This is a genomic window from Mycobacterium sp., assembly GCF_052143115.1.
Classification (GTDB): Bacteria; Actinomycetota; Actinomycetes; order Mycobacteriales; family Mycobacteriaceae; genus Mycobacterium.
On sequence record NZ_JBKQTQ010000066.1, the window covers coordinates 1 to 18,832 of the forward strand.

General features: G+C 64.6%; 18 protein-coding genes, 4 tRNA genes and 1 pseudogene. 11 read left to right on the forward strand and 12 right to left on the reverse strand.

Features of this window, described 5'->3' with window-relative positions:
- The coding region (locus tag ACLQI9_RS07140) for a relaxase domain-containing protein (RefSeq protein WP_442391418.1) at positions 1 to 425 on the reverse strand (425 nt) is incomplete at its 3' end.
- Between the two features lie 555 nt (positions 426 to 980).
- Here ACLQI9_RS07140 and ACLQI9_RS07145 point away from each other — a divergent pair.
- Together ACLQI9_RS07145 and ACLQI9_RS07150 are read left to right on the forward strand one after the other, a co-directional pair.
- The gene (locus tag ACLQI9_RS07145; RefSeq protein WP_442391420.1) at positions 981 to 1,163 is read left to right on the forward strand and encodes a helix-turn-helix transcriptional regulator; all 183 of its coding nucleotides are present in this window, start codon (positions 981 to 983) and stop codon (positions 1,161 to 1,163) included.
- Positions 1,164 to 1,271: 108 nt separating this feature from the next.
- Positions 1,272 to 2,357 carry a tyrosine-type recombinase/integrase gene (locus ACLQI9_RS07150; RefSeq protein WP_442377834.1) on the forward strand — a complete coding sequence of 362 codons (1,086 nt, stop codon included), beginning with the start codon at positions 1,272 to 1,274 and terminating at the stop codon, positions 2,355 to 2,357.
- Between the two features lie 118 nt (positions 2,358 to 2,475).
- Here the strand turns inward: ACLQI9_RS07150 and ACLQI9_RS07155 are convergent.
- The 3 genes from ACLQI9_RS07155 to ACLQI9_RS07165 form a co-directional block, all read right to left on the reverse strand.
- Positions 2,476 to 2,552, reverse strand: a tRNA-Phe gene (locus tag ACLQI9_RS07155).
- Between the two features lie 24 nt (positions 2,553 to 2,576).
- Positions 2,577 to 2,650: transfer RNA gene (locus tag ACLQI9_RS07160), tRNA-Asp, on the reverse strand.
- A gap of 36 nt (positions 2,651 to 2,686) precedes the next feature.
- Positions 2,687 to 2,759, reverse strand: a tRNA-Glu gene (locus ACLQI9_RS07165).
- Between the two features lie 121 nt (positions 2,760 to 2,880).
- Here ACLQI9_RS07165 and ACLQI9_RS07170 point away from each other — a divergent pair.
- Together ACLQI9_RS07170 and ACLQI9_RS07175 are read left to right on the forward strand one after the other, a co-directional pair.
- Positions 2,881 to 2,953 (forward strand) — tRNA-Lys (locus tag ACLQI9_RS07170).
- Positions 2,954 to 3,043: 90 nt separating this feature from the next.
- Positions 3,044 to 4,150 (forward strand): F420-dependent hydroxymycolic acid dehydrogenase, encoded by a 1,107-nt coding sequence (locus ACLQI9_RS07175; RefSeq protein ID WP_442382876.1) that lies wholly within the window; start codon positions 3,044 to 3,046, stop codon positions 4,148 to 4,150.
- A 7-nt stretch (positions 4,151 to 4,157) separates the two neighbouring features.
- Here the strand turns inward: ACLQI9_RS07175 and ACLQI9_RS07180 are convergent, their stop codons facing one another.
- Positions 4,158 to 5,057, reverse strand: coding sequence for an SAM-dependent methyltransferase (locus ACLQI9_RS07180; RefSeq protein WP_442382857.1), 900 nt, complete (start codon positions 5,055 to 5,057; stop codon positions 4,158 to 4,160).
- A gap of 101 nt (positions 5,058 to 5,158) precedes the next feature.
- Between ACLQI9_RS07180 and ACLQI9_RS07185 the strand changes: the two genes are divergently transcribed.
- Together ACLQI9_RS07185 and ACLQI9_RS07190 are read left to right on the forward strand one after the other, a co-directional pair.
- Positions 5,159 to 5,542 carry an ArsR/SmtB family transcription factor gene (locus tag ACLQI9_RS07185; protein ID WP_442382858.1) on the forward strand — a complete coding sequence of 128 codons (384 nt, stop codon included), beginning with the start codon at positions 5,159 to 5,161 and terminating at the stop codon, positions 5,540 to 5,542.
- A 67-nt stretch (positions 5,543 to 5,609) separates the two neighbouring features.
- On the forward strand, positions 5,610 to 5,813 hold the full coding sequence (locus tag ACLQI9_RS07190; protein WP_442382859.1) for a zinc transporter Slc39a7: 204 nt from the start codon (positions 5,610 to 5,612) through the stop codon (positions 5,811 to 5,813).
- A 33-nt stretch (positions 5,814 to 5,846) separates the two neighbouring features.
- Here ACLQI9_RS07190 and ACLQI9_RS07195 read toward each other — a convergent pair.
- A pseudogene (locus tag ACLQI9_RS07195) lies at positions 5,847 to 6,874 on the reverse strand (oxygenase MpaB family protein).
- A gap of 69 nt (positions 6,875 to 6,943) precedes the next feature.
- Between ACLQI9_RS07195 and ACLQI9_RS07200 the strand changes: the two are divergent.
- From ACLQI9_RS07200 to phoU, 5 genes are all read left to right on the forward strand, one after another.
- Positions 6,944 to 7,528: a TetR/AcrR family transcriptional regulator gene (locus tag ACLQI9_RS07200; protein ID WP_442382860.1), complete on the forward strand. Its 585-nt coding sequence runs from the start codon at positions 6,944 to 6,946 to the stop codon at positions 7,526 to 7,528.
- Positions 7,529 to 7,633: 105 nt separating this feature from the next.
- Positions 7,634 to 8,650 (forward strand): acyl-ACP desaturase, encoded by a 1,017-nt coding sequence (locus tag ACLQI9_RS07205; protein WP_442391402.1) that lies wholly within the window; start codon positions 7,634 to 7,636, stop codon positions 8,648 to 8,650.
- Between the two features lie 6 nt (positions 8,651 to 8,656).
- Positions 8,657 to 9,790, forward strand: coding sequence for a tRNA dihydrouridine synthase DusB (gene dusB / locus ACLQI9_RS07210; protein WP_442382862.1), 1,134 nt, complete (start codon positions 8,657 to 8,659; stop codon positions 9,788 to 9,790).
- 232 nt (positions 9,791 to 10,022) lie between these two features.
- Entirely contained in the window at positions 10,023 to 12,173 is a 2,151-nt protein-coding gene (locus ACLQI9_RS07215; RefSeq protein ID WP_442382863.1) for an LCP family glycopolymer transferase, read from the forward strand.
- 109 nt (positions 12,174 to 12,282) lie between these two features.
- On the forward strand, positions 12,283 to 12,951 hold the full coding sequence (gene phoU, locus ACLQI9_RS07220) for a phosphate signaling complex protein PhoU (protein WP_442382864.1): 669 nt from the start codon (positions 12,283 to 12,285) through the stop codon (positions 12,949 to 12,951).
- Between the two features lie 79 nt (positions 12,952 to 13,030).
- Here the strand turns inward: phoU and pstB are convergent, their stop codons facing one another.
- The 6 genes from pstB to ACLQI9_RS07250 form a co-directional block, all read right to left on the reverse strand.
- Positions 13,031 to 13,807 carry a phosphate ABC transporter ATP-binding protein PstB gene (gene pstB / locus ACLQI9_RS07225; protein ID WP_442382865.1) on the reverse strand — a complete coding sequence of 259 codons (777 nt, stop codon included), beginning with the start codon at positions 13,805 to 13,807 and terminating at the stop codon, positions 13,031 to 13,033.
- Entirely contained in the window at positions 13,800 to 14,732 is a 933-nt protein-coding gene (pstA, locus tag ACLQI9_RS07230) for a phosphate ABC transporter permease PstA (RefSeq protein ID WP_442382866.1), read from the reverse strand. The genes pstB and pstA overlap by 8 nt, the downstream gene beginning before the upstream one ends.
- The gene (gene pstC, locus ACLQI9_RS07235) at positions 14,729 to 15,754 is read right to left on the reverse strand and encodes a phosphate ABC transporter permease subunit PstC (protein WP_442382867.1); all 1,026 of its coding nucleotides are present in this window, start codon (positions 15,752 to 15,754) and stop codon (positions 14,729 to 14,731) included. Before pstC ends, pstA begins: the two co-directional genes overlap by 4 nt.
- A 48-nt stretch (positions 15,755 to 15,802) precedes the next feature.
- Positions 15,803 to 16,912 carry a phosphate ABC transporter substrate-binding protein PstS gene (pstS, locus tag ACLQI9_RS07240; protein ID WP_442382868.1) on the reverse strand — a complete coding sequence of 370 codons (1,110 nt, stop codon included), beginning with the start codon at positions 16,910 to 16,912 and terminating at the stop codon, positions 15,803 to 15,805.
- A 125-nt stretch (positions 16,913 to 17,037) separates the two neighbouring features.
- Complete coding sequence (gene mshD, locus ACLQI9_RS07245; protein ID WP_442382869.1) at positions 17,038 to 17,985, reverse strand: mycothiol synthase; 948 nt, start codon at positions 17,983 to 17,985, stop codon at positions 17,038 to 17,040.
- Complete coding sequence (locus ACLQI9_RS07250) at positions 17,982 to 18,746, reverse strand: winged helix-turn-helix transcriptional regulator (RefSeq protein ID WP_442382870.1); 765 nt, start codon at positions 18,744 to 18,746, stop codon at positions 17,982 to 17,984. Before ACLQI9_RS07250 ends, mshD begins: the two co-directional genes overlap by 4 nt.
- Positions 18,747 to 18,832 lie beyond the last annotated feature (86 nt).

Genomic DNA, 18,832 nt, shown 5'->3' on the forward strand with positions numbered 1-18,832 from the left:
TCGGTCATCGCGGTGGTGTGGGCGTCGGCGATCGCCTTGGCGAGCACGTCATCGCCGCGAAGCGCCCGGACAAGCGACACGCTCTTGGGTGCGCAGAACGTCAGATCGAAGCCGTGCACACTGCTCGGCCCGAACGCGCGCCCGTGTGCACCGTTGGGTGTCACGCCGTCGTCGAGCCAGCGGGCCACCAGCTCGGCGTCGGCCTCTCCCCCGGCGCGCTGAACATCAGCCAGACCCACCAACCTCGCGACGGTGTGGGTGTCGCCGGCCAGCAACCATGTCGGCGTGCGGGTTTCGTGCTCGCAGTAGTACTCCCCCAACCCGCCACCCGCACGCGCCACATCACGGCTGGCGGTCTGGGCGGCCGCGGCGGTGTCGATGTAGTAGTTGATCGACCACCGCTTGAGCTTGGAGATCGTCAACACCTGATCCACCCACCCACGGTGACTGTGGCGCACCGGTTCCGGTGACCGAGGTTGTGGCACCTGCTGTGCCACAACCATTCTCGCACGCTGTGCAAATGTGCCGTGCAGAAATTTGGGTGCGGATGAGAGGTGACACGTTGTGGGACGGTGTCGTGTAAGTGCAACGGATGCAGTGATTTTAGGGGGTTACGGGATTGAGGTGATGGGTTGCGTAGCGGGGTGGGCATGAGGGTGTTGGTCGAGGTGTGTGCTGTCGACAGCGGTGTGTGGACCAGGTGCGCCGTCGCGAACAGATACACCGGATGGAACAGCTGGACAAACTGGGCGACTTTGTGGGACAGCGGCTTTGGCTCATCACGGCGGACATCGTCAACAAGCCGCACGTCTCCAGGTCGACTGGCTGGTGGAGGTATGGCCGAAAATTGTGCACGAGAGGGTGTGGATATCTACTTACAGTTGTGTGATACCGCCCAACGAAGAGCGGAGGCTTCGGCCTCATCACCCTCCAACCTCAGTGAGTCTGCCATGACGAAATCCCTGTCCGACGGTCGCGAGATGCTTACGGCCGAAGAAGTCCATGACATCACTGGTGTGCCCGTCTCTACGCTCCACGACTGGGCAGCCAAGCGAGAACGCGGAATGCCGGCTCCGGGGCCACACCACATCCGGCTCAGCAACAGGCATCGGCGGTGGGCCCGGAATGATGTCGACCAATGGATTGAATCGGCCCGAATCTGATGCGGTTCTGTCGGACCGTGGGCTTAGCCTCCTATCAGAGCTAAACGTGCTGCGGCAGAACCGGTATGACCTTGCGCGCCGGAAATAAGCTGATCTGGGGAGGCGACCATGTCGATTCGGCGACGAGAGACCAAAGCCGGCGTCCGCTATGACGTGCAATGGCGGCTGCCAGACCGTTCAAAGCGCAAGAAGACGTTCAGCAACGAGCGAGCTGCCAAGCAATTCGAAGCCAAGCTGGTCACCAGCAGCGCCACCGGCGAGTCCCTCGACCCACGAGGCGGCAGGACCGAGCTGGAAACGGTATACCGATCCTGGTTAACTTCGCGCCCCGACCTCAGCGCTAAAGTCCGCCGCGGATACGAAGACAACTGGAGACTGCGTATCCAGCCGCGCTTTGGCAACTGGCCGATCGCAAAGATCGACCACGAGTCCATTCAGCGGTGGGTAAATGAGATGTCGGCGTCAGGGCTCAGCCCGCGGACTGTCCGATGGACACATACGGTTCTCAAGATGTCGCTCGACTACGCCATCGACGACGGCCGGCTCATAGCGAAGAACCCGGCAACACGAACCAAGTTCCCGCCGATGCGGCGAACCACGCATACCTACCTAACCGCAAGAGAAGTCGCCGATCTAGCGGACGCCTGTGGGACTCAAGGCGACGTCGTGCTGATCCTCGCCTACTCCGGCTTGAGGTTCGGCGAGCTGACCGGACTGAACGTAGAAGATGTCGAGGTCGAGGCCAGGCGCATTCGGGTTCGCCGCTCTATCACCCAAGTCGGAGGCAGACTCGTCGAGGGTAATCCGAAATCTGACGCGGGTCGGCGCTCGGTGCCGATTCCGGAACGTCTGGTTCCTGCGCTGAAGGCACGACTCGACAACCGCACGCCGGGCGCTCCGGCCATTACCTCCCCGCGAGGGTCGCGGTTGGGTTTAGAGAACTGGAAGCGGTCGGTCAACTGGAAAGCGGCGATCACGAAAATCGGCCGCGACAAGATGCGGGTGCACGATCTCCGCCACACCTACGCCTCGCTATCCCGCCGGGCCGGCGCCGACCTTCGGCTGTTGCAGAAAGCTATGGGGCACGCGTCCATTACGGTCACTGCCCACACATACGCAGATCTCTTCGATGACGAGCTCGACAACATCGCGGCCGCACTCGACTCCCTCGACGACCTAAGTCAGAGCACATGAGAAGACGGGCCAATGGCGGCGCCTCGTTTTGGCCCCATATTGGCCCCATCGCCAAGGCCGATTCGAAGATGCGCGGTTCGACGACGGAGCAAAAATAGCAGTTGAACTGCACTAATCTTGGTGGCCAGGGCCGGGATCGAACCGGCGACCTTCCGCTTTTCAGGCGGACGCTCATACCGACTGAGCTACCTGGCCGGAAGGCATCGTGTGCCTCGACGGCGACCCTGACGGGACTCGAACCCGCGACCTCCGCCGTGACAGGGCGGCGCGCTAACCAACTGCGCCACAGGGCCTCGCTTGTACTGCTTGCTCCGCGTCGCCGCGTCGCGTACCCCCTACGGGATTCGAACCCGCGCTACCGCCTTGAAAGGGCGGCGTCCTAGGCCGCTAGACGAAGGGGGCCAGAACCGAATCTCTCCGGGGTACTCACAACAAGGTTACGTTCGAGCCACGTCAGCTTAGGTCACCATGGACCGAATCCTCAAACGCACGCCGCCGAGCACCCAGTATCCTTATGCCTCGCGCCCCTATAGCTCAGTTGGTAGAGCTACGGACTTTTAATCCGCAGGTCCTAGGTTCGAGTCCTAGTGGGGGCACCGGTGTCCGAGCATGACCTCGGCTGGTTAATGACGCTCGAACGACCGCCGCCGTTGACGCCATGCCGGATTCCGGGTAATCCCGGGCGCATGAGAGGAATATCACGGCGCTCGTTCGGGCAACTCGCGGCGGGAGCAAGCGTGGTGGGCGCCGCCGGACTGGCAGCTGCCTGCAGCGGCTCCAGGCAGCCCGCCGGCTCGCCATCCACACCGGCCGCTCCGCCGCCGCCGTCGGGACCGGGTGTGGGCTTAGTGCTCGGACACGAGCAATTCACCACAGCACAGCTCGTCGACCAGGCCCAAGCGGCCGAGCAAGCCGGCTTCCGCTACCTGTGGGTCAGCGACCACCTCCAGCCTTGGCAGGACAACGAGGGACATTCGATGTTCCCCTGGATCACGTTGGCGTTGGTGGGCCAGCACACCACCCACATCCCGTTCGGCACCGGTGTGACATGCCCCATCTACCGCTACAACCCGACGACAGTCGCCCAGGCGTTCTCCTCGCTGGCGCTGCTCTACCCTGGCCGGGTCTTCCTTGGCGTCGGAACGGGCGAGCGGCTCAACGAGCAAGCGGCCACCACCCAGTTCGGACCGTACCTGGAGCGCCACGACCGGTTGATCGAAGCCATCCAACTCATCCGGCAGCTATGGAGCGGACAGCGAATCTCGTTCCAAGGACGATACTTTCAGACCAACCAACTCAAGCTCTACGACGTGCCGCCGGCGCCGCCGCCGATCTTCGTGGCCGCGGGCGGACCCAAAAGCGCACACCTGGCCGGGCAGTACGGAGACGGTTGGATCACCGAAGCCAGCGGTGTCAAAGACCAAAAGCTGGTGGCCGCCTTCAACCAGGGTGCACACGACTCCGGCCGCGATCCCACCACCCTGGGCAAGCGAGCCGAAATGTTCGCCGTCGTCGGCGACCAGAACGAAATCACCAGCGCCGCAGAACTGTGGCGGTTCACCGGCGGCGCCGTCGACCAGCCCAATCCCGTCGACATCCAACGCGCAGCGGAAGCCAACCCCTTGGACAAGGTCATCCACGGCTGGACCACCGGCACCGACGCCGCCACCCACATCACCGCGGTGCAGGCGGTTCTGGACGCCGGCGCGACGCCGTTCATGCGCTTTGCACAGCGGAATCCGCTGGCCGCGATCGACTTCTACCGCACCGCGGTCTTGCCGCGGCTGCACTAGTGGCGGGTCAGCGCAGCACGGCCTTGAGGTAGGTCACGTCGGCGAAGGCGGCCGCGACTTCGTCGTCGGGGTAGACGAAGCCGTTGGCGGCATGCATCTGCGCGACCGTGCGGTGCGAAACCTGCCAGCCACGCTGGGTCAGGAATTTGATGATGTGGCTGCGCTCGAAGTGGTAGACGAGGTCGTTGAAGTCGAGGTCGAACCCGAGCTCGCTCATCCGTTCGTGATGGGCACGCCAGCGCTTATCCGTGAAAATCGTCGTGTCAGGGACGAACTCGGAGGCCAGTTGGCTGCCGACGGCGCTCAACGCGGTGACGTTGTCGAACAAGGCGTCCTGCGCCTCGGGCGGTAGATAGACCACCAACCCCTCGGCGCTCCACGCCGCGGGGGCCTGCGTGTCGAAGCCCGCGGCCTGCAGGGCCGCAGGCCAATCCTCGCGCAAATCAACAGCAACGGTTCGACGGTCGGCGGTCGGTTCGGCGCCGAGGTTGCTCAGCTTGGAGGTCTTGAAATCGATGACCTCCGGCATGTCGACCTCGTAGACGACGGTGCCTTTCGGCCAGGGCAGGCGGTAGGCACGCGCATCCAGACCGGCCGCCAGGATGACCGCCTGGCGGATGCCGTTGTGCGTCGCGTCGACGAAGTATTGGTCGTAGAACCGAGTACGGACCGCCATCCCCCGCCCCATCCGGTCCGGATCGAATTCGGTGTCGTCGGTGACCGGTATTTCGCCGTTCACCAGGCGGGTGTAGACGTCGATGCCCACCGCGCGGACCAACGGCGCGGCAAACGGATCGTCGATCAGCCCAGCAGCTGAGGCCAGCGCCCGTTGGGCGGCAACCATCGTCGCCGTCGCACCCACGCTGGTCGCCAGATCCCAGCTGTCGCTATCGCTTCGCAAGGACATTCCGGCTCCCATCTCGGCGTTTCCCAAACAATATAGATCACCTAGTTATTGCCGGCGAACGGCGCCCTTGACAGCGTCGACGACTGCGCTACTATCTGCGTATGCATGCAGATAACGAGGAGGCCCGGTTGCCGGACGACCAGGTCAGCCTGGTGGTCGAGGTGTTCCGGATGCTGGCCGACGCCACTCGTGTGCAGGTGCTGTGGTCGCTCGCCGACCGCGAGATGTCGGTCAATGAACTCGCCGAGCATGTGGGCAAACCGGCGCCGTCGGTGTCCCAGCACCTCGCCAAGTTGCGGATGGCACGGCTGGTGCGGACGCGCCGCGAGGGCACGACGATCTTCTACAGCCTGGAAAACAATCACGTTCGACAACTCGTCGTCGACGCCGTCTTCAACGCCGAGCACGCCGGTCCCGGGGTGCCGCGGCATCACCGCGTCGACGACGGGCTGCGGGTGGTGGACCGGCAGCAGAAGGGTAGCTGAGCTGTCAGCTACCTAGGCGTTACAACCAAGCAACACAATGTGTTTCACACAAAGGAGATGATCACAAATGAGTGAGCAGCACAACCATGAAGGGCCGCACTCGCACGAACACGAGCACGGCGGGGTCGCTCACACGCACGCCCACACCGCGCACGACCACGAGCACGTCGAGCACGAGCACACCCACACCCACGACGACGGAACCGAGCACAGCCACGGACACGTGCATCAGTCCGGCCTCGAGGAACCTCACAACCACGCACACAGCTGACCACGGCCGCGCTGACGGGCCCGGTCGTCGCGGTTAGACGTTGGGGCAGTAGTGCTTTGGGCTGTCGCGCTCGTCAAGAGGCGGCAAGTTGCGTGCGGGAGTCTGTACCAGCGGCGCGTCGGCCGGGATGCGGCCGCTGACGCGGTCCAACCCGCCGCGGGCCCGCGGGTGCTTGCGATAGCGCGGCGGCACGAAGGCGAAAACCAGACGCACGACGTCGCCGAGCCGGCGGTGTAGCCACTCGTCGCGACGCGACCAGCTGTAGCCCATCAGCTCCCGCACCGCGGGGTCGTAGAGGCCGACCGTCAGCCAGACGAAGAACGGCGCCAACAGCTTGCGCTGTATGACCCAGAGCCGGTCTGGAAGCCATTGCGCAAGGGCGGTTTGGGCAGCTCGGTTAGGTCGAGCACCGCGCGCGCCGCGAAGTTGTTCTCTAGCACCTCACGACACATGTGGTCCCAATAGACCTGGAAGTCTTCCCAGGTCTTCGGCACCGGCCGCATGCTCATGCCGTACATGCGGTACCACTGCACGTGCTCGTCGAACAGCTGGCGCTTCTGGGCTTCGGTGATGCCGCCGCAGAACCGTTCCGCCACAATTAACGTGCCGACGAAGAACGTGGAGTGCGCCCAGTAGAAGACGTCGGGGTTCAGCGCGTGATAGCGCCGGCCCAGACTGTCGGTGCCCTTGATGTCCACGTGATAGTCGCGCACCTCGGCGCCGGTCGTCGGCGCGCGGTCGCCGTCGAAAACGACGCCGCCGATCGGGTACAGCGACCGCAGCAACCGCGGCCAGCGTTCGCGGAAGAACGTCGAGTGCTCTTTGACGGCCGCACCCAGTTGCGGATGCATGTTCTGCATCGACCCGGCCCACGGGCCCTGCAGCATGCCGCGCCAGTCACCGAAGTACCGCCAGGTCAGCGAGTCCGGGCCCAGCGGCTGCGGCGGGGCGTCATACCCCAGCGGCGACACCGGGCAACCGGTCGCAACCGCTCCGCTCGCCACCTCGTCGGCAGCGCGTGTGCTGGTCAGCGGGTACGCCTCAGACGTATCTTGAGTCACTGGCGAAGTTTCCTGTCGGTATCAGCCAACCTGACTACATGCGTTGTCATTATAGACCTTAGGAGTGATGTGCCGTCCGGTCAACGACGGGGCCGCTGGTCCGGCGTTCCCTTGGAGGATCGCCAGGTCCTGCGGCGAGACGAACTCATCGCGGCGGGTGTGCAACTGCTCGGTGGGGAAGGCGGCCCGGCGGTGACGGTGCGGGCGGTATGCCGTGAGACCGGGCTCACGGAACGCTACTTCTACGAAAGCTTCACCGACCGAGACGAATTCGTCCGCGCCGTCTACGACGACGTTTGCGCACGCGCCATGTCGGCGCTGATGTCCGCGACCACACCGCGCGAAGCCGTTGAGCGATTCGTCGCGTTGATGGTCGACGACCCGGTGCGCGGCCGGGTGCTGTTGCTGGCCCCGGCGGTGGAGCCGGTGCTGGTGCGGTCCGGTGCAGAGTGGATGCCCAGCTTCATCGACCTGCTACAGCGCAAGCTGACCCAAATCGGCGACCCGGTGCGGCAAAAGATGATCGCCACCAGTTTGATCGGCGGCCTGACCGCGCTGTTCACCGCCTACCTGGACGGGCGACTGGCGGCCAGCCGTGAACAGTTCATCGACTACTGCGTAGAAATGCTGCTCAGCCGGGCCGCGACCCACTAGGGCGATCATGCGCCACGAAATAATCTGCCGGGTTGGAACTTGAATGTCACCGGCATACACAGATATATTGCTGAGGCCGACAGACACAGATAACTGGGAGACACCGTGCCGGATCCGCAAGACCTCGACTTGTTGCGTGAACTCGAGCCACTCGTCGAGAAGTACATGAACCGGCATCTGAGCGTGCACAAGCCCTGGAACCCGCACGACTACATTCCGTGGTCGGACGGCAAGAACTACTACGCACTCGGCGGACAGGACTGGGAGCCCGGGCAGTCCCAACTGTCCGACGTCGCGCAGGTCGCGATGGTCCAGAACCTGATGACCGAGGACAATCTGCCCTCCTACCACCGCGAGATCGCGATGAGCTTCGGCATGGACGGCGCCTGGGGTCAATGGATCAACCGTTGGACCGCCGAGGAGAACCGGCACGGGATTGCGCTGCGCGACTACCTGGTGGTGACCCGCGCCGTCGATCCGGTCGAGCTGGAGAAGCTGCGTATGGAGGTGGTGAACAGGGGTTTCAGCCCCGGCCAGAACCAACAAGGCGACCTGTTAGCCGAGAACTTGTTCGACTCGGTCGTGTACGTCACGTTCCAGGAACTGGCCACCCGCGTCTCGCACCGCAACACCGGAAGGGCGTGCAACGAGACGCTCGCTGATCAACTGCTGGCCAAGATCTCGCAGGACGAGAACCTGCACATGATCTTCTACCGCGATGTCACCGAAGCCGGCCTCGAGATCGCGCCGAACAAGGCGATGCATGCGTTGCACCGCGTGCTGCGCAACTTCAAGATGCCCGGATTCTCGGTGCCGGAGTTCCGCCGCAAAGCCGTGATGATCGCCGTCGGCGGCGTCTATGACCCGCGTATCCACCTCGACGAGGTCGTGATGCCGGTGCTGAAGAAGTGGCGCATTTTCGAGCGTGATGACTTCACCGGCGAGGCCGCCCGGTTGCGCGACGATCTTGCCGTGCTGATCAACCAGCTCGAGGTGGCCTGCGACAAGTTTGAGGTGTCCAAGCAGCGCCAGCTCGAGCGGGAAGCCCGCAGGGGCGACCTGCGGCTCACCGCTCGCCAGCTGCACAACACCGAGGGCAAGCTGTCCTTGAGCCGACGGTAGCCGGCAATGCGGATTGGTCCCATCGCGTTGGCCAGCCCGGTGGTGCTGGCTCCGATGGCGGGTGTGACGAACGTCGCGTTCCGCACCTTGTGCCGCGAACTGGAGCAGGCCCGCGTCGGAATGGTGAGCGGGCTCTATGTGTGCGAGATGGTGACGGCACGCGCGCTCGTCGAGCGCCATCCGGTCACCATGCACATGACGTCGTTCTCTGACGACGAATCGCCGCGGTCGCTGCAGCTCTACACCGTCGACCCGGCCACCACGTATGCGGCCGTGAAGATGGTCGCCGACGAGGGACTTGCCGATCATGTCGACATGAATTTCGGCTGCCCCGTGCCCAAGGTCACCCGCCGTGGCGGCGGGGCGGCGCTGCCGTTCAAGCGGCGGCTGTTCGGCCAGATCATCGCGGCGGCCGTGCGCGCCACCGAGGACACCGACATCCCGGTGACCGTCAAGTTCCGGATCGGCATTGACGACGCCCACTACACCCATCTCGACGCGGGCCTGATCGCGGAGTCCGAAGGCGCGGCCGCGGTCGCGCTGCATGCCCGCACCGCCGCCCAGCGCTATTCCGGAACTGCGGATTGGGAGCAGATCGCGCAGCTCAAGCAACACGTGCGGACGATCCCGGTGCTCGGCAACGGCGACATCTTCGAAGCCAGCGATGCGCTGACCATGATGGCGGTAACCGGGTGCGACGGCGTTGTCATCGGCCGGGGCTGCCTGGGCCGGCCCTGGCTGTTCGCCGAGCTCTCGGCCGCGTTCACCGACAGCCCGCCGCCTACCCCGCCCGATCTCGGCGAGGTCGCGAACATCATCCGCCGGCACGGTGAGCTGCTCGCCGCCCATTTCGGCGAGGACAAGGGGATGCGCGATATTCGAAAGCACATCGCCTGGTACCTGCACGGCTTCCCGGCAGGATCCGAATTGCGACGTGCTCTGGCGCTGGTCAAAACACGCGCCGAACTCGACATTCTGCTGGACAAACTCGACGCCGACGTGCCGTTCCCGACCGCGGCGACCGGGCCGCGCGGGCGCCAGGGGTCACCCGCTCGGGTGGCCCTGCCGGACGGCTGGCTGGCCGACCGCGATGACTGCACGGTGCCCGCGGGGGCCGACATCATGCACTCGGGCGGCTGAACGGACGATCCAGGTCGATCCCGACATCGCGTTTCGGCAGATGTCTCGATACGATGTGGAACTTGTTGCGTCGCACGCCGGTGGCGAAGCCCTAACGAGCTCGGCCACCGCCGCGGCACGACCGACAAACACGACGCGACCAAACCGGTCGCATGGATTTGCAGCATTGCCAGCGCCGGCGCTGCCCTGTTGTACGTCGGGCACCTCATCAGATTCGGAGGCCGGGTAAGACATGAGTGACGGCGACTTTGGCGCCGATAAAGCCACTCCTGATGCCGCTTCCGGTCGTCCGCGCGCCTCGGGCGTCGACGGTGACGATCTAGGGCTTACCGCAACGGCGCCGGGATCGCGAGGCGCCGCGCCGTGGGAACGAATCGCAGCCCCCTCGCAAGGAGTCGTCGTCGCCGCTCGGGGGTCACTAAGACCGCCACCGCCAACCGAGCCTGTCGCCGACGAAGACGGCGAGCCACATGGATGCCATACCGATGGTGGGCTCACCGTCGCCGACCTGATCGCGAAGATCGGCGGCCCGACCGCGACCCGGCCGAGCCGGCATCACGCGGCACCTGACCTCGAACCGCCAGAAGCGGCCCCAGCTCGGCCCGGCGATGAGCATGACGACGGATACGACGCCTATGCGGTGCCGGTCTCCCCGGCCTATGACTTTCCGTTGCCTGACTTCGAGGCCGGCCACCTCGAGGCCCGCACCGGCGGTGCCGACACCGAGCGGACCACCGTTCTGCCGAGAACGCCGGTCACGACCCGACCGGCGCGGATCGTCGACGAGCCCGCAGCTGACGAGATTCTCAAGCGGAAGCCGAAGGGCAGGCGCAACGGGGTAATGCTGGCGGGCCGCTTGACGGCCGCCGCGATTGCGGCCGCTGCGCTCGCCCTGACCGGCGGGGCTTGGCAGTGGAGCGCGACAAAGAACCACCGGCTCAACACGGTCAGCGCACTGGACCCTCAGTCGCGGGACATCGTCGACCCGAACGGTCAGTACGGCGACGAGGACTTTTTGATCGTCGGCATCGACTCCCGTGCCGGGGCGAACGGCGATATGGGCGCCGGCGACACCGAGGACGCCGGCGGCGCCCGGTCGGACACCGTCATGCTGGTCAACATCCCGGCAAACCGGAAACGCGTTGTCGCAGTATCGTTTCCGCGCGACCTGGCGATCACCCCGATGCAATGCGAGGCATGGAACCCCGACACCGGGAAATACGGCCCCATCTATGACTCTGACACCAAGAAGTGGGGCCCGAGAAACGTCTACACCGAGACGAAATTGAACTCGGCCTTCTCTTTCGGCGGGCCGAAGTGTCTGGTGAAAGAGATCCAGAAGCTGTCCGGCCTGAGCATCAATCGCTTCATCGCCGTTGACTTCGCCGGCTTCGCCAAGATGGTCGACGCGATCGGCGGCGTGGAGGTGTGCAGCACCGCCCCGCTGAAGGACGACGAGCTGGGCACCGTGCTGGCGCACTCCGGACGTCAGCTGATCGACTCGAAAACCGCACTGAATTACGTGCGGGCCCGCAACGTCACCACCGAGAACAACGGCGACTACGGGCGCATCAAGCGCCAGCAGCTGTTCCTGTCGTCGCTGCTGCGCTCGCTGATCTCCAAGGACACCTTCTTTTCGTTGAGCAAGCTCAACAACGTCGTGAACATGTTCATCGGCAACAGCTACGTCGACAACGTCAAGACCAAAGACCTCGTCCAGCTCGGCCAGTCGGTGCAGGGCATGTCCGCCGGCCACGTCTCCTTCGTGACCGTGCCGACCGGCATCACCGACGAGAACGGCGACGAACCACCGCGCACCTCCGACATGCGGGCGCTTTTCGACGCGATCATCAACGACGATCCGCTGCCGGGCGAAAACGACCTGAACGCGACATCGAACCCGCCCACAAAGTCGCTGACCAGCAAGGCACCCCACGCGAGCCCGTCGGCCGAGCCGCATCCCGAGCAGGTCCAGGCCGTGACGGCGGCACCGCAGGACATCACCGTGCGGGTGTCGAACTCGACCGCCAAGTCGGGTCTGGCTGCCATCGCCAGCACCGAGCTGAAGCACCACGGCTTCAAGGTCAAGACGCCCGACGACTACCCGAGCTCGCTGAAATCCACCACGGTGTTCTTCTCGCCCGGCAACGAAAAGGCCGCCGCCACCGTCGCGGCGTCGTTGGCGAACCCAAAGGTCAAGCGGGTCACCGGAATTGGGCAAGTGGTGCAGGTGGTGCTCGGCCCGGACTTCTCTTCGGTCAGCGCTCCCCCGCCCGCCGGCTCGTCGGTCAGCGTGCAGGTCGACCGCAATACCAGCACACCACCGACCGAGCTTCCGGAGGACTTGTCGGTGACCAACGCCGCCGACACCACCTGCGAATAGCGGCAACCGCCGTCGAGGAACTGAACGAAAACCGGCATTCACCGTGAGTTCATGCCCCACTTCATGCGGGTTCATGCCGGTCTGTGGATTCAGAACGTAGGCTTGCGATATGCGGACCGCGTACCACGAACAGCTCTCTGAACTCTCCGAACAACTCGGCGAGATGTGCGGGCTGGCCGGTGTTGCGATGGAACGTGCAACTCAGGCGCTGCTACAGGCCGATCTGGTGCTGGCCGAACAGGTCATCTCCGATCACGAGAAGATCGCAGAGCTGAGCACCCACGCCGAGGAGAGCGCTTTCGTGTTGCTCGCCTTGCAAGCACCCGTCGCCGGCGACCTTCGGTCGATCGTGAGCGCAATTCAAATGGTCGCCGACATCGACCGAATGGGGGCGCTGGCCCTACACGTCGCCAAGATCGCCCGCCGGCGTCATCCGCAGCATGCATTACCCGAAGAGGTCAACGGGTACTTTGCCGAGATGGGCAGATTGGCTGTGGAATTGGGTAACAGCGCGCAAGAAGTGCTGCAGTCCCGCGACCCGGAAAAGGCCGCGCGCATTCGCGAAGAAGACGACGCGATGGACGACCTGCACCGCCACCTGTTCACCGTATTGATGGATCGGGAGTGGAGGCACGGGGTGGCCTCAGCGGTGGACGTGACGTTGCTTGGCCGGTTCTACGAGCGGTTCGCCGATCACGCCGTCGAGGTGGCGCGCCGGGTCATCTTCCAGGCGACAGGTCGCTTCCCCGACGACGAAGCCGTAGCCAAGTCCGGCTGAGCCCCATTGCCCGACTTGCCCCCGCAAGCGAGGGGGCGTGCCCCCACCTCAGGCCGTTTCGGCCTGCATCGTCGTCGGGCTATCCGAAGCGGCCGGAGATGTAGTCTTCGGTGGCCTTCTGAGTCGGGTTGGAGAAGATCTTCTCGGTGTCGTCGACCTCCACTAAGCGGCCCGGCTTTCCGACAGCCTCCAAGTTGAAAAACGCGGTATGGTCGCTGACCCGCGCCGCCTGTTGCATGTTATGGGTGACGATGACGATGGTGTATTCCTGTTTCAACTCTGCGATCAGATCCTCGATCGCCATCGTCGAGATCGGGTCCAGAGACGAGCACGGCTCGTCCATCAGCAGCACATCGGGTTGCACGGCGATGGCCCGTGCGATGCACAGCCGCTGCTGCTGACCGCCGGACAACCCGCCGCCCGGCCTGTCCAACCGGTCCTTGACCTCGTCCCACAGGTTTGCGCCGCGCAGCGCGTATTCGGCGGTGTCGTCGAGCAGTTTTCGGTTGCGGACGCCCTGCAGTTTCAGCCCGGCCACCACATTATCGCGAATTGACATGGTGGGAAACGGATTTGGCCGCTGGAAGACCATTCCGATCGCACGACGCACACCTACCGGGTCGATCCCCGGGCCGTAGATGTCATCATCGTCGAGCAGCACCATGCCCTGCATGCGGGCACCGGGGATAACTTCGTGCATCCGGTTCAGCGTGCGTAGCACTGTCGTCTTGCCGCAGCCCGACGGGCCGATGAATGCCGTCACGCTGCGGGGCAGCACGGTTAGCGAAACGTCTGCGACCGCCTGGAACGAGCCGTAATAGATGTTGACGTCCTTGAGGTCTAACCGCTTAGCCACTAAAGCTCCTGCCTAGCGTCTCCGGCGCAAAGACTTTCACGCCCACCCTGGCCCCCACATTAATAACGGCGATCAGCAGAATCAGCGTCAGGGCGGCGCCCCAAAGACGGTCGGTGGGAATCGGGTTGGCACCTGCGCCTGCCGAGGTCTGGTCGTACATCATGCCCGGCAACGACCCCATGAAGCCGGTGAACATGTCGAAGTTCATCGCCTGCGAATAGCCCACCAGGATCAGCAACGGGGCGGTCTCTCCCATTACCCTGGCCAGCGCCAACATGACGCCGGTGATGATGCCGGACAGGCTGGCCGGAAGCACAATTCTGGTGATCGTTTTCCACTTCGGCACGCCGAGCGCGAAGCTGGCCTCGCGCAGGTCCGCCGGGACGATCCGCAGCATCTCCTCGGTCGCACGCACGATCACCGGAAGCATCAGCAGCACCAGCGCCAGCGACACCGCGAAACCGGACCGGGGAATGCCGAGCGTGGCGATGCACAGCGCGTAGATGAACAGCGCGGCCACGATCGACGGGACCCCGGTGAGGATGTCCACCGCGAACGTGGTCAGCTTGCCCAGCGGGGTGTCGCCGCCGTATTCGACCAGGTAGATGGCGACGAAAATGCCGACCGGTATGGAGATGATCGCGCATACCAGGCCCTGCATAACCGTGCCGACGATGGCATGGTAAGCGCCGCCACCGGGTAAGAACGCCGTCATGTCGGCTTGGGAATGCGTCCACCACTCGCTTGATCTGACGGCGTTAAGACCTTTGGCCACAACCGAATAGAGCACCCAGACCAGCGGTATCAGGGCCACCGCCACCGACAGCGTCACCAGCACCGTCGCGATCGCGTTGGCCAGCCGTCGCCGCAGGCTGAGAGCGGTGAATGTGCGCGCTTTGAGTGGGCGGTCCAGGATCGAGGTCATCGGGTGTCCTTGCCGGCGACGGCGGCGCGCGCCATCGCGTTGACCACGAAGGTGAGCAGGAAAAGCACCAACCCGGCGGCGATATAGGCACCGGCTTTGTATTGGTTGTTGAACTCGGAGGCGGTGGCCGCAATCTTGGTCGCGAAGGTGTAGCCGCCGTCGAACAGCGACCAGCCGAACGCCGCCTGGGTGCCGCGCAGAATGATCAGCAATGCGACGGTCTCACCCAGCGCTCGGCCCAGGCCCAACATGGCGCCGCTGATGTAGCCGGAACGTCCGAACGGCAGCACGGTGGTCTTGACCACCTCCCAGCGGGTGGCGCCGAGCGCGAGCGCCGCCTCGATGTGGCTCTGCGGCGTTTTGATGAACACCTCGCGGGTGACCGCGGTGATGATCGGCAGGATCATCACCGCCAACACAATCCCTGCGGTGAAGATGGTGCCGCCACCGGAAACCGAGGCGTTGCCCGTCGCGAACAGAAAAAACCAGCCGAGGTGTTCATTGAGCCAGGTCGCGATCGGTCGCAGCCGCGGTGCCAGTACGTACAGACCCCAGACCCCGTAGATGATCGACGGGACCGCGGCGAGCAGGTCGACCAGATAGGCCAGTGGTCCGGTGATCCGGCGCGGTGAGTACTGGGCCAGGAAAATCGCGATGCCCAAGGCAACCGGCATCGCCAGGATCAGGGCGAACAACGCCGCGAACACCGTCACCTGCAGCAGGTCGAAGATGCCGAAATGCATCGCCGAGGTGTTCGTGGTGACCCAGTTGCCGCCGTAGGTGAAGAAATTCTCCTTGTCGCGCGCCAAGGCGGGGATCGCACGCACGAGCAGAAACACGCCGATTGCGGCGATCAAAACGACGATCAGGACTCCCGAGCCCTCGGACAGTCCGTGAAAGAGCCGGTCGCCACGACCCCGTTTGCCGTTGCCCCACGGCAGGGAGCGGGTAGCCGTCGGCTCAAGCGAAGCTGCGGCGACGACCTCACCCGAACCGGCATCGGCTGGGTTCGGCGTTGTCACTGTGCTCCCATCAATCAAAAGCCTTCGGCCACAGGTCAATCGGCTTGATCACTGGATCGCGTTGATCGCGGCGAGCAGGCGATGTTTGAACTGATCCGGCAACGCAACGTACCCGGCGGCCGGAAGACCGCTTTGAGCGTTGTCGGCGGCCACCGTCAACAGCGACTTGACGGCGGCGGTGGTGGCCGGGTCGTAACCCTTGGAGCAGATGATCTCGTAGGTGGCCAGCACCAGTGGGTACGCACCGGCCGCTTTGGTGCTGTAAAGCGATTTCAGATTCAGTTTCAAGTCGTTGCCCACGCCGGCGAAGGTGGCGCTGTCGATGGCCTTGCGCGCCGCGTCGTCGCTGAGCGCCACCGCGCCGCTGCCGTCGTTGATCTGCGCGTACGGCACGCCGCTTTGATCGGCGAAGCCTTTCTCGACGTACCCGATGGCGCCGGGCGTGGACTGCACGGCCTGGATGACGCCGGCGGACTTCTGCGCACCCTCACCCACGCCGCCCTGAAACTCGCTGCCGGTGCCCCTGGTCCAACTCTTCGGGGCGGCCGCGGCCAGATACTTCTGAAAGTTGTCAGTGGTACCTGAGGAGTCGGACCGGTAGATCGGCGAGATCTTCCTGTCAGGCAGCGCCACGCCGGGGTTGAGTGCGACGATGGCCGGATCGTTCCAGTTGTAGATCCCGCCGCTGAAGATCTGGGCCAGCACGTCAGCGTTGACAACCAGCTGCTTGACGCCGTCCAGATGGTAGGCAACCGCGACCGGCCCGAAAACCATCGGCAGATGCCAGGCCGGGTTTCCGTTGCAGCGCTTGGCCGCCGGATCGATCTGGTCGTGGCTCAGCGGTGAGTCCGAGCCGGCGAAATCCACATGCGCGGCGATGAACTGCTCACGTCCGGCGCCCGACCCGGTCGGGTTGTATGCCAGCTGCTTATCGGGACACAGCTGAGCCCAGTCCTTGTTGAACAACGCGATCGCGTTTTGCTGAGCTGTGGAGCCCTCAGCGGTCAGGTCGCTCTTACCGCCGCAGTTCACCGGCCCCTTCGGTGCCGACATACCGTGGAGGTTATTGTTGCTACCACAGCCGGTCAACATCAGGCTCGCGGCCACAGTCGTCGACACCGCCGCCACCAACGCCCTCCCCAGCGGGTGAAGCTTCACCAGTCTCACTTTCTCAATGACTTTGTCCGCGACTGAGTCTCCCAGCAGCCATAGCCCGGCTATCCGGAAAGTATGCCCCGGGCGTAGACGGCATTCGCATGTCACGTGAACGCCCAGTGAACAGCTCAGCGGACGCCGGCGCCGCCGCTGGTAGAGCCGGGTGTGGACGCCGCATAGGCGGTGTCGACGCTGTGCTGGGTGAATCCCAGGCGCCGATAGGTCCGCAGCGCGGCGGTGTTGTCCGACTCGACGTAAAGCATCACCGTCGGTTGGGCCGCTCCGGCCAGTTGCCGCGCCAGGAACGCGACGCCCACCGACGTCAGCAGTCCACCCAGACCGGTGCCTTGTGCGGACGGATCGACGCCAACGACATAAACCTCACCCAGGCCGGGCTCGTCGGGGTGCACTTTCGTCCAATGGAAGCCGAGCAGGGCGTCCGTCTGCTCGTCGACGGCCAGGAACAGCCCCTCGGGGTCGAACCACCGCTCGGCGCGTCGCTCGGCCAGGTCGGTTGCCGTCCAGCCGCGCTGTTCTGGATGCTCGGCGAACGCGGCATTGTTGACCCGCAGCAGCTCCGCGTCGTCGGCGGTGCCGGCATAGGTCCGGATGCGGACCCCGTCGGGTATCGCCGGTTCTGCGATGCCGTCCAGCGAGCGGCGCATCTGAATGAGTTCTCGAACCGGCACCAGACCTAATGCTGAGGCGGTCGCTCGCGCCGACTCCAGCGTTCCGTGCGCCCAAAAATGATTCTGCCCAGCGGTTTTAGATAATGCGGCACGAATCATTCCGGCGCCGATACCACGTCGGCGGGATTGCGGATGCACCACCAACTCCGCCATGCCGAACCGATCTTCCTGCCCCGGAGAAAGATTCAGATAACCGATGACTCGGTCGCCGCCACTGGGATCACGGCCGGTGGCCAGCAGGTGCCCGGTGCGCCGATGTGCCAACTCCCGCAGAACTTGCTCTCCGACCGGTGCCACTTCATCGAATTCCGCCGCCACGCTGACGAGTTCACGTATCTGCTGCTGCTCCTCCGCGGCCAGCACCACCCGCCACTCGGGTGACGTCACTGGCTGTGCAGCGGATCGACCAGCGGGTCTTGGCGACTCTCTGTATCGAATTCGTTGTCCTCGGCGGCGGGCTCGCTGCCCGGCAGCCGACCGCGGGTCGGGCGGACCGCTTTGTAGCCCACGTTGCGTACGGTGCCGATCAACGATTCGTACTCCGGCCCCAGTTTCGCCCGCAGCCGACGCACGTGCACGTCGACCGTCCGAGTGCCACCGAAGAAGTCGTATCCCCACACCTCGTGCAACAGCTGTGCCCGGGTGAACACCCGGCCGGCATGCTGTGCCAGGTACTTCAGCAGCTCGAATTCCTTGTAGGTGAGGTCAAGCGGACGTCCGCGTAACCGGGCCGTATAGGTGCTCTCGTCGATCACCAGTTCGCCAAGCGTGATCTTGCCAACGCTTTCCTGGTCCTGCATGCTGCCGCGCCGGCCGATCAGCAGTCGGAGCCGGGCATCGATCTCGGCGGGCCCGGTGCTGGGCAGCAGGATCTCGTCCAGACCCCAGTCGGCGTTGACGGCCACCAGGCCGCCCTCGTTCACCACCACCACCGCCGGAATCGAGCGGCCCGTCGAACCCAGCAACCGGCACAGGCCGCGCGCTGCAGGCAGGTCGAGTCGCGCGTCGACGATCAGTACGTCCGCGCTACCTGCTTCCAGCAGGGAAGAAACGTCGGGCGGCGCCGTGCGCACGGTGTGGGCGAGCAGCGACAACGACGGCAGGACCACGTCCGGGTGCGGCTCCGCGGTCAGCAGTAGCAAGTCCAAACAAGCCCCTCCAGCGTCGTGGGAAAGGCGTCTCCCAAATTCATGGCGAGATGTGAAGTTATCGGCCAGGTTATTTAACGATAGCG

Coding starts and splice junctions, on each gene's coding strand:
- ACLQI9_RS07215 (WP_442382863.1), top strand. CDS start 10,023: ATGAGTGACGGCGACTTTGGCGCCGATAAAGCCACTCCTGATGCCGCT.
- ACLQI9_RS07185 (WP_442382858.1), top strand. CDS start 5,159: ATGCATGCAGATAACGAGGAGGCCCGGTTGCCGGACGACCAGGTCAGC.
- ACLQI9_RS07150 (WP_442377834.1), top strand. CDS start 1,272: ATGTCGATTCGGCGACGAGAGACCAAAGCCGGCGTCCGCTATGACGTG.
- pstA (WP_442382866.1), bottom strand. CDS start 14,732: ATGACCTCGATCCTGGACCGCCCACTCAAAGCGCGCACATTCACCGCT.
- phoU (WP_442382864.1), top strand. CDS start 12,283: ATGCGGACCGCGTACCACGAACAGCTCTCTGAACTCTCCGAACAACTC.
- ACLQI9_RS07175 (WP_442382876.1), top strand. CDS start 3,044: ATGAGAGGAATATCACGGCGCTCGTTCGGGCAACTCGCGGCGGGAGCA.
- ACLQI9_RS07145 (WP_442391420.1), top strand. CDS start 981: ATGCTTACGGCCGAAGAAGTCCATGACATCACTGGTGTGCCCGTCTCT.
- ACLQI9_RS07180 (WP_442382857.1), bottom strand. CDS start 5,057: ATGTCCTTGCGAAGCGATAGCGACAGCTGGGATCTGGCGACCAGCGTG.
- ACLQI9_RS07190 (WP_442382859.1), top strand. CDS start 5,610: ATGAGTGAGCAGCACAACCATGAAGGGCCGCACTCGCACGAACACGAG.
- dusB (WP_442382862.1), top strand. CDS start 8,657: ATGCGGATTGGTCCCATCGCGTTGGCCAGCCCGGTGGTGCTGGCTCCG.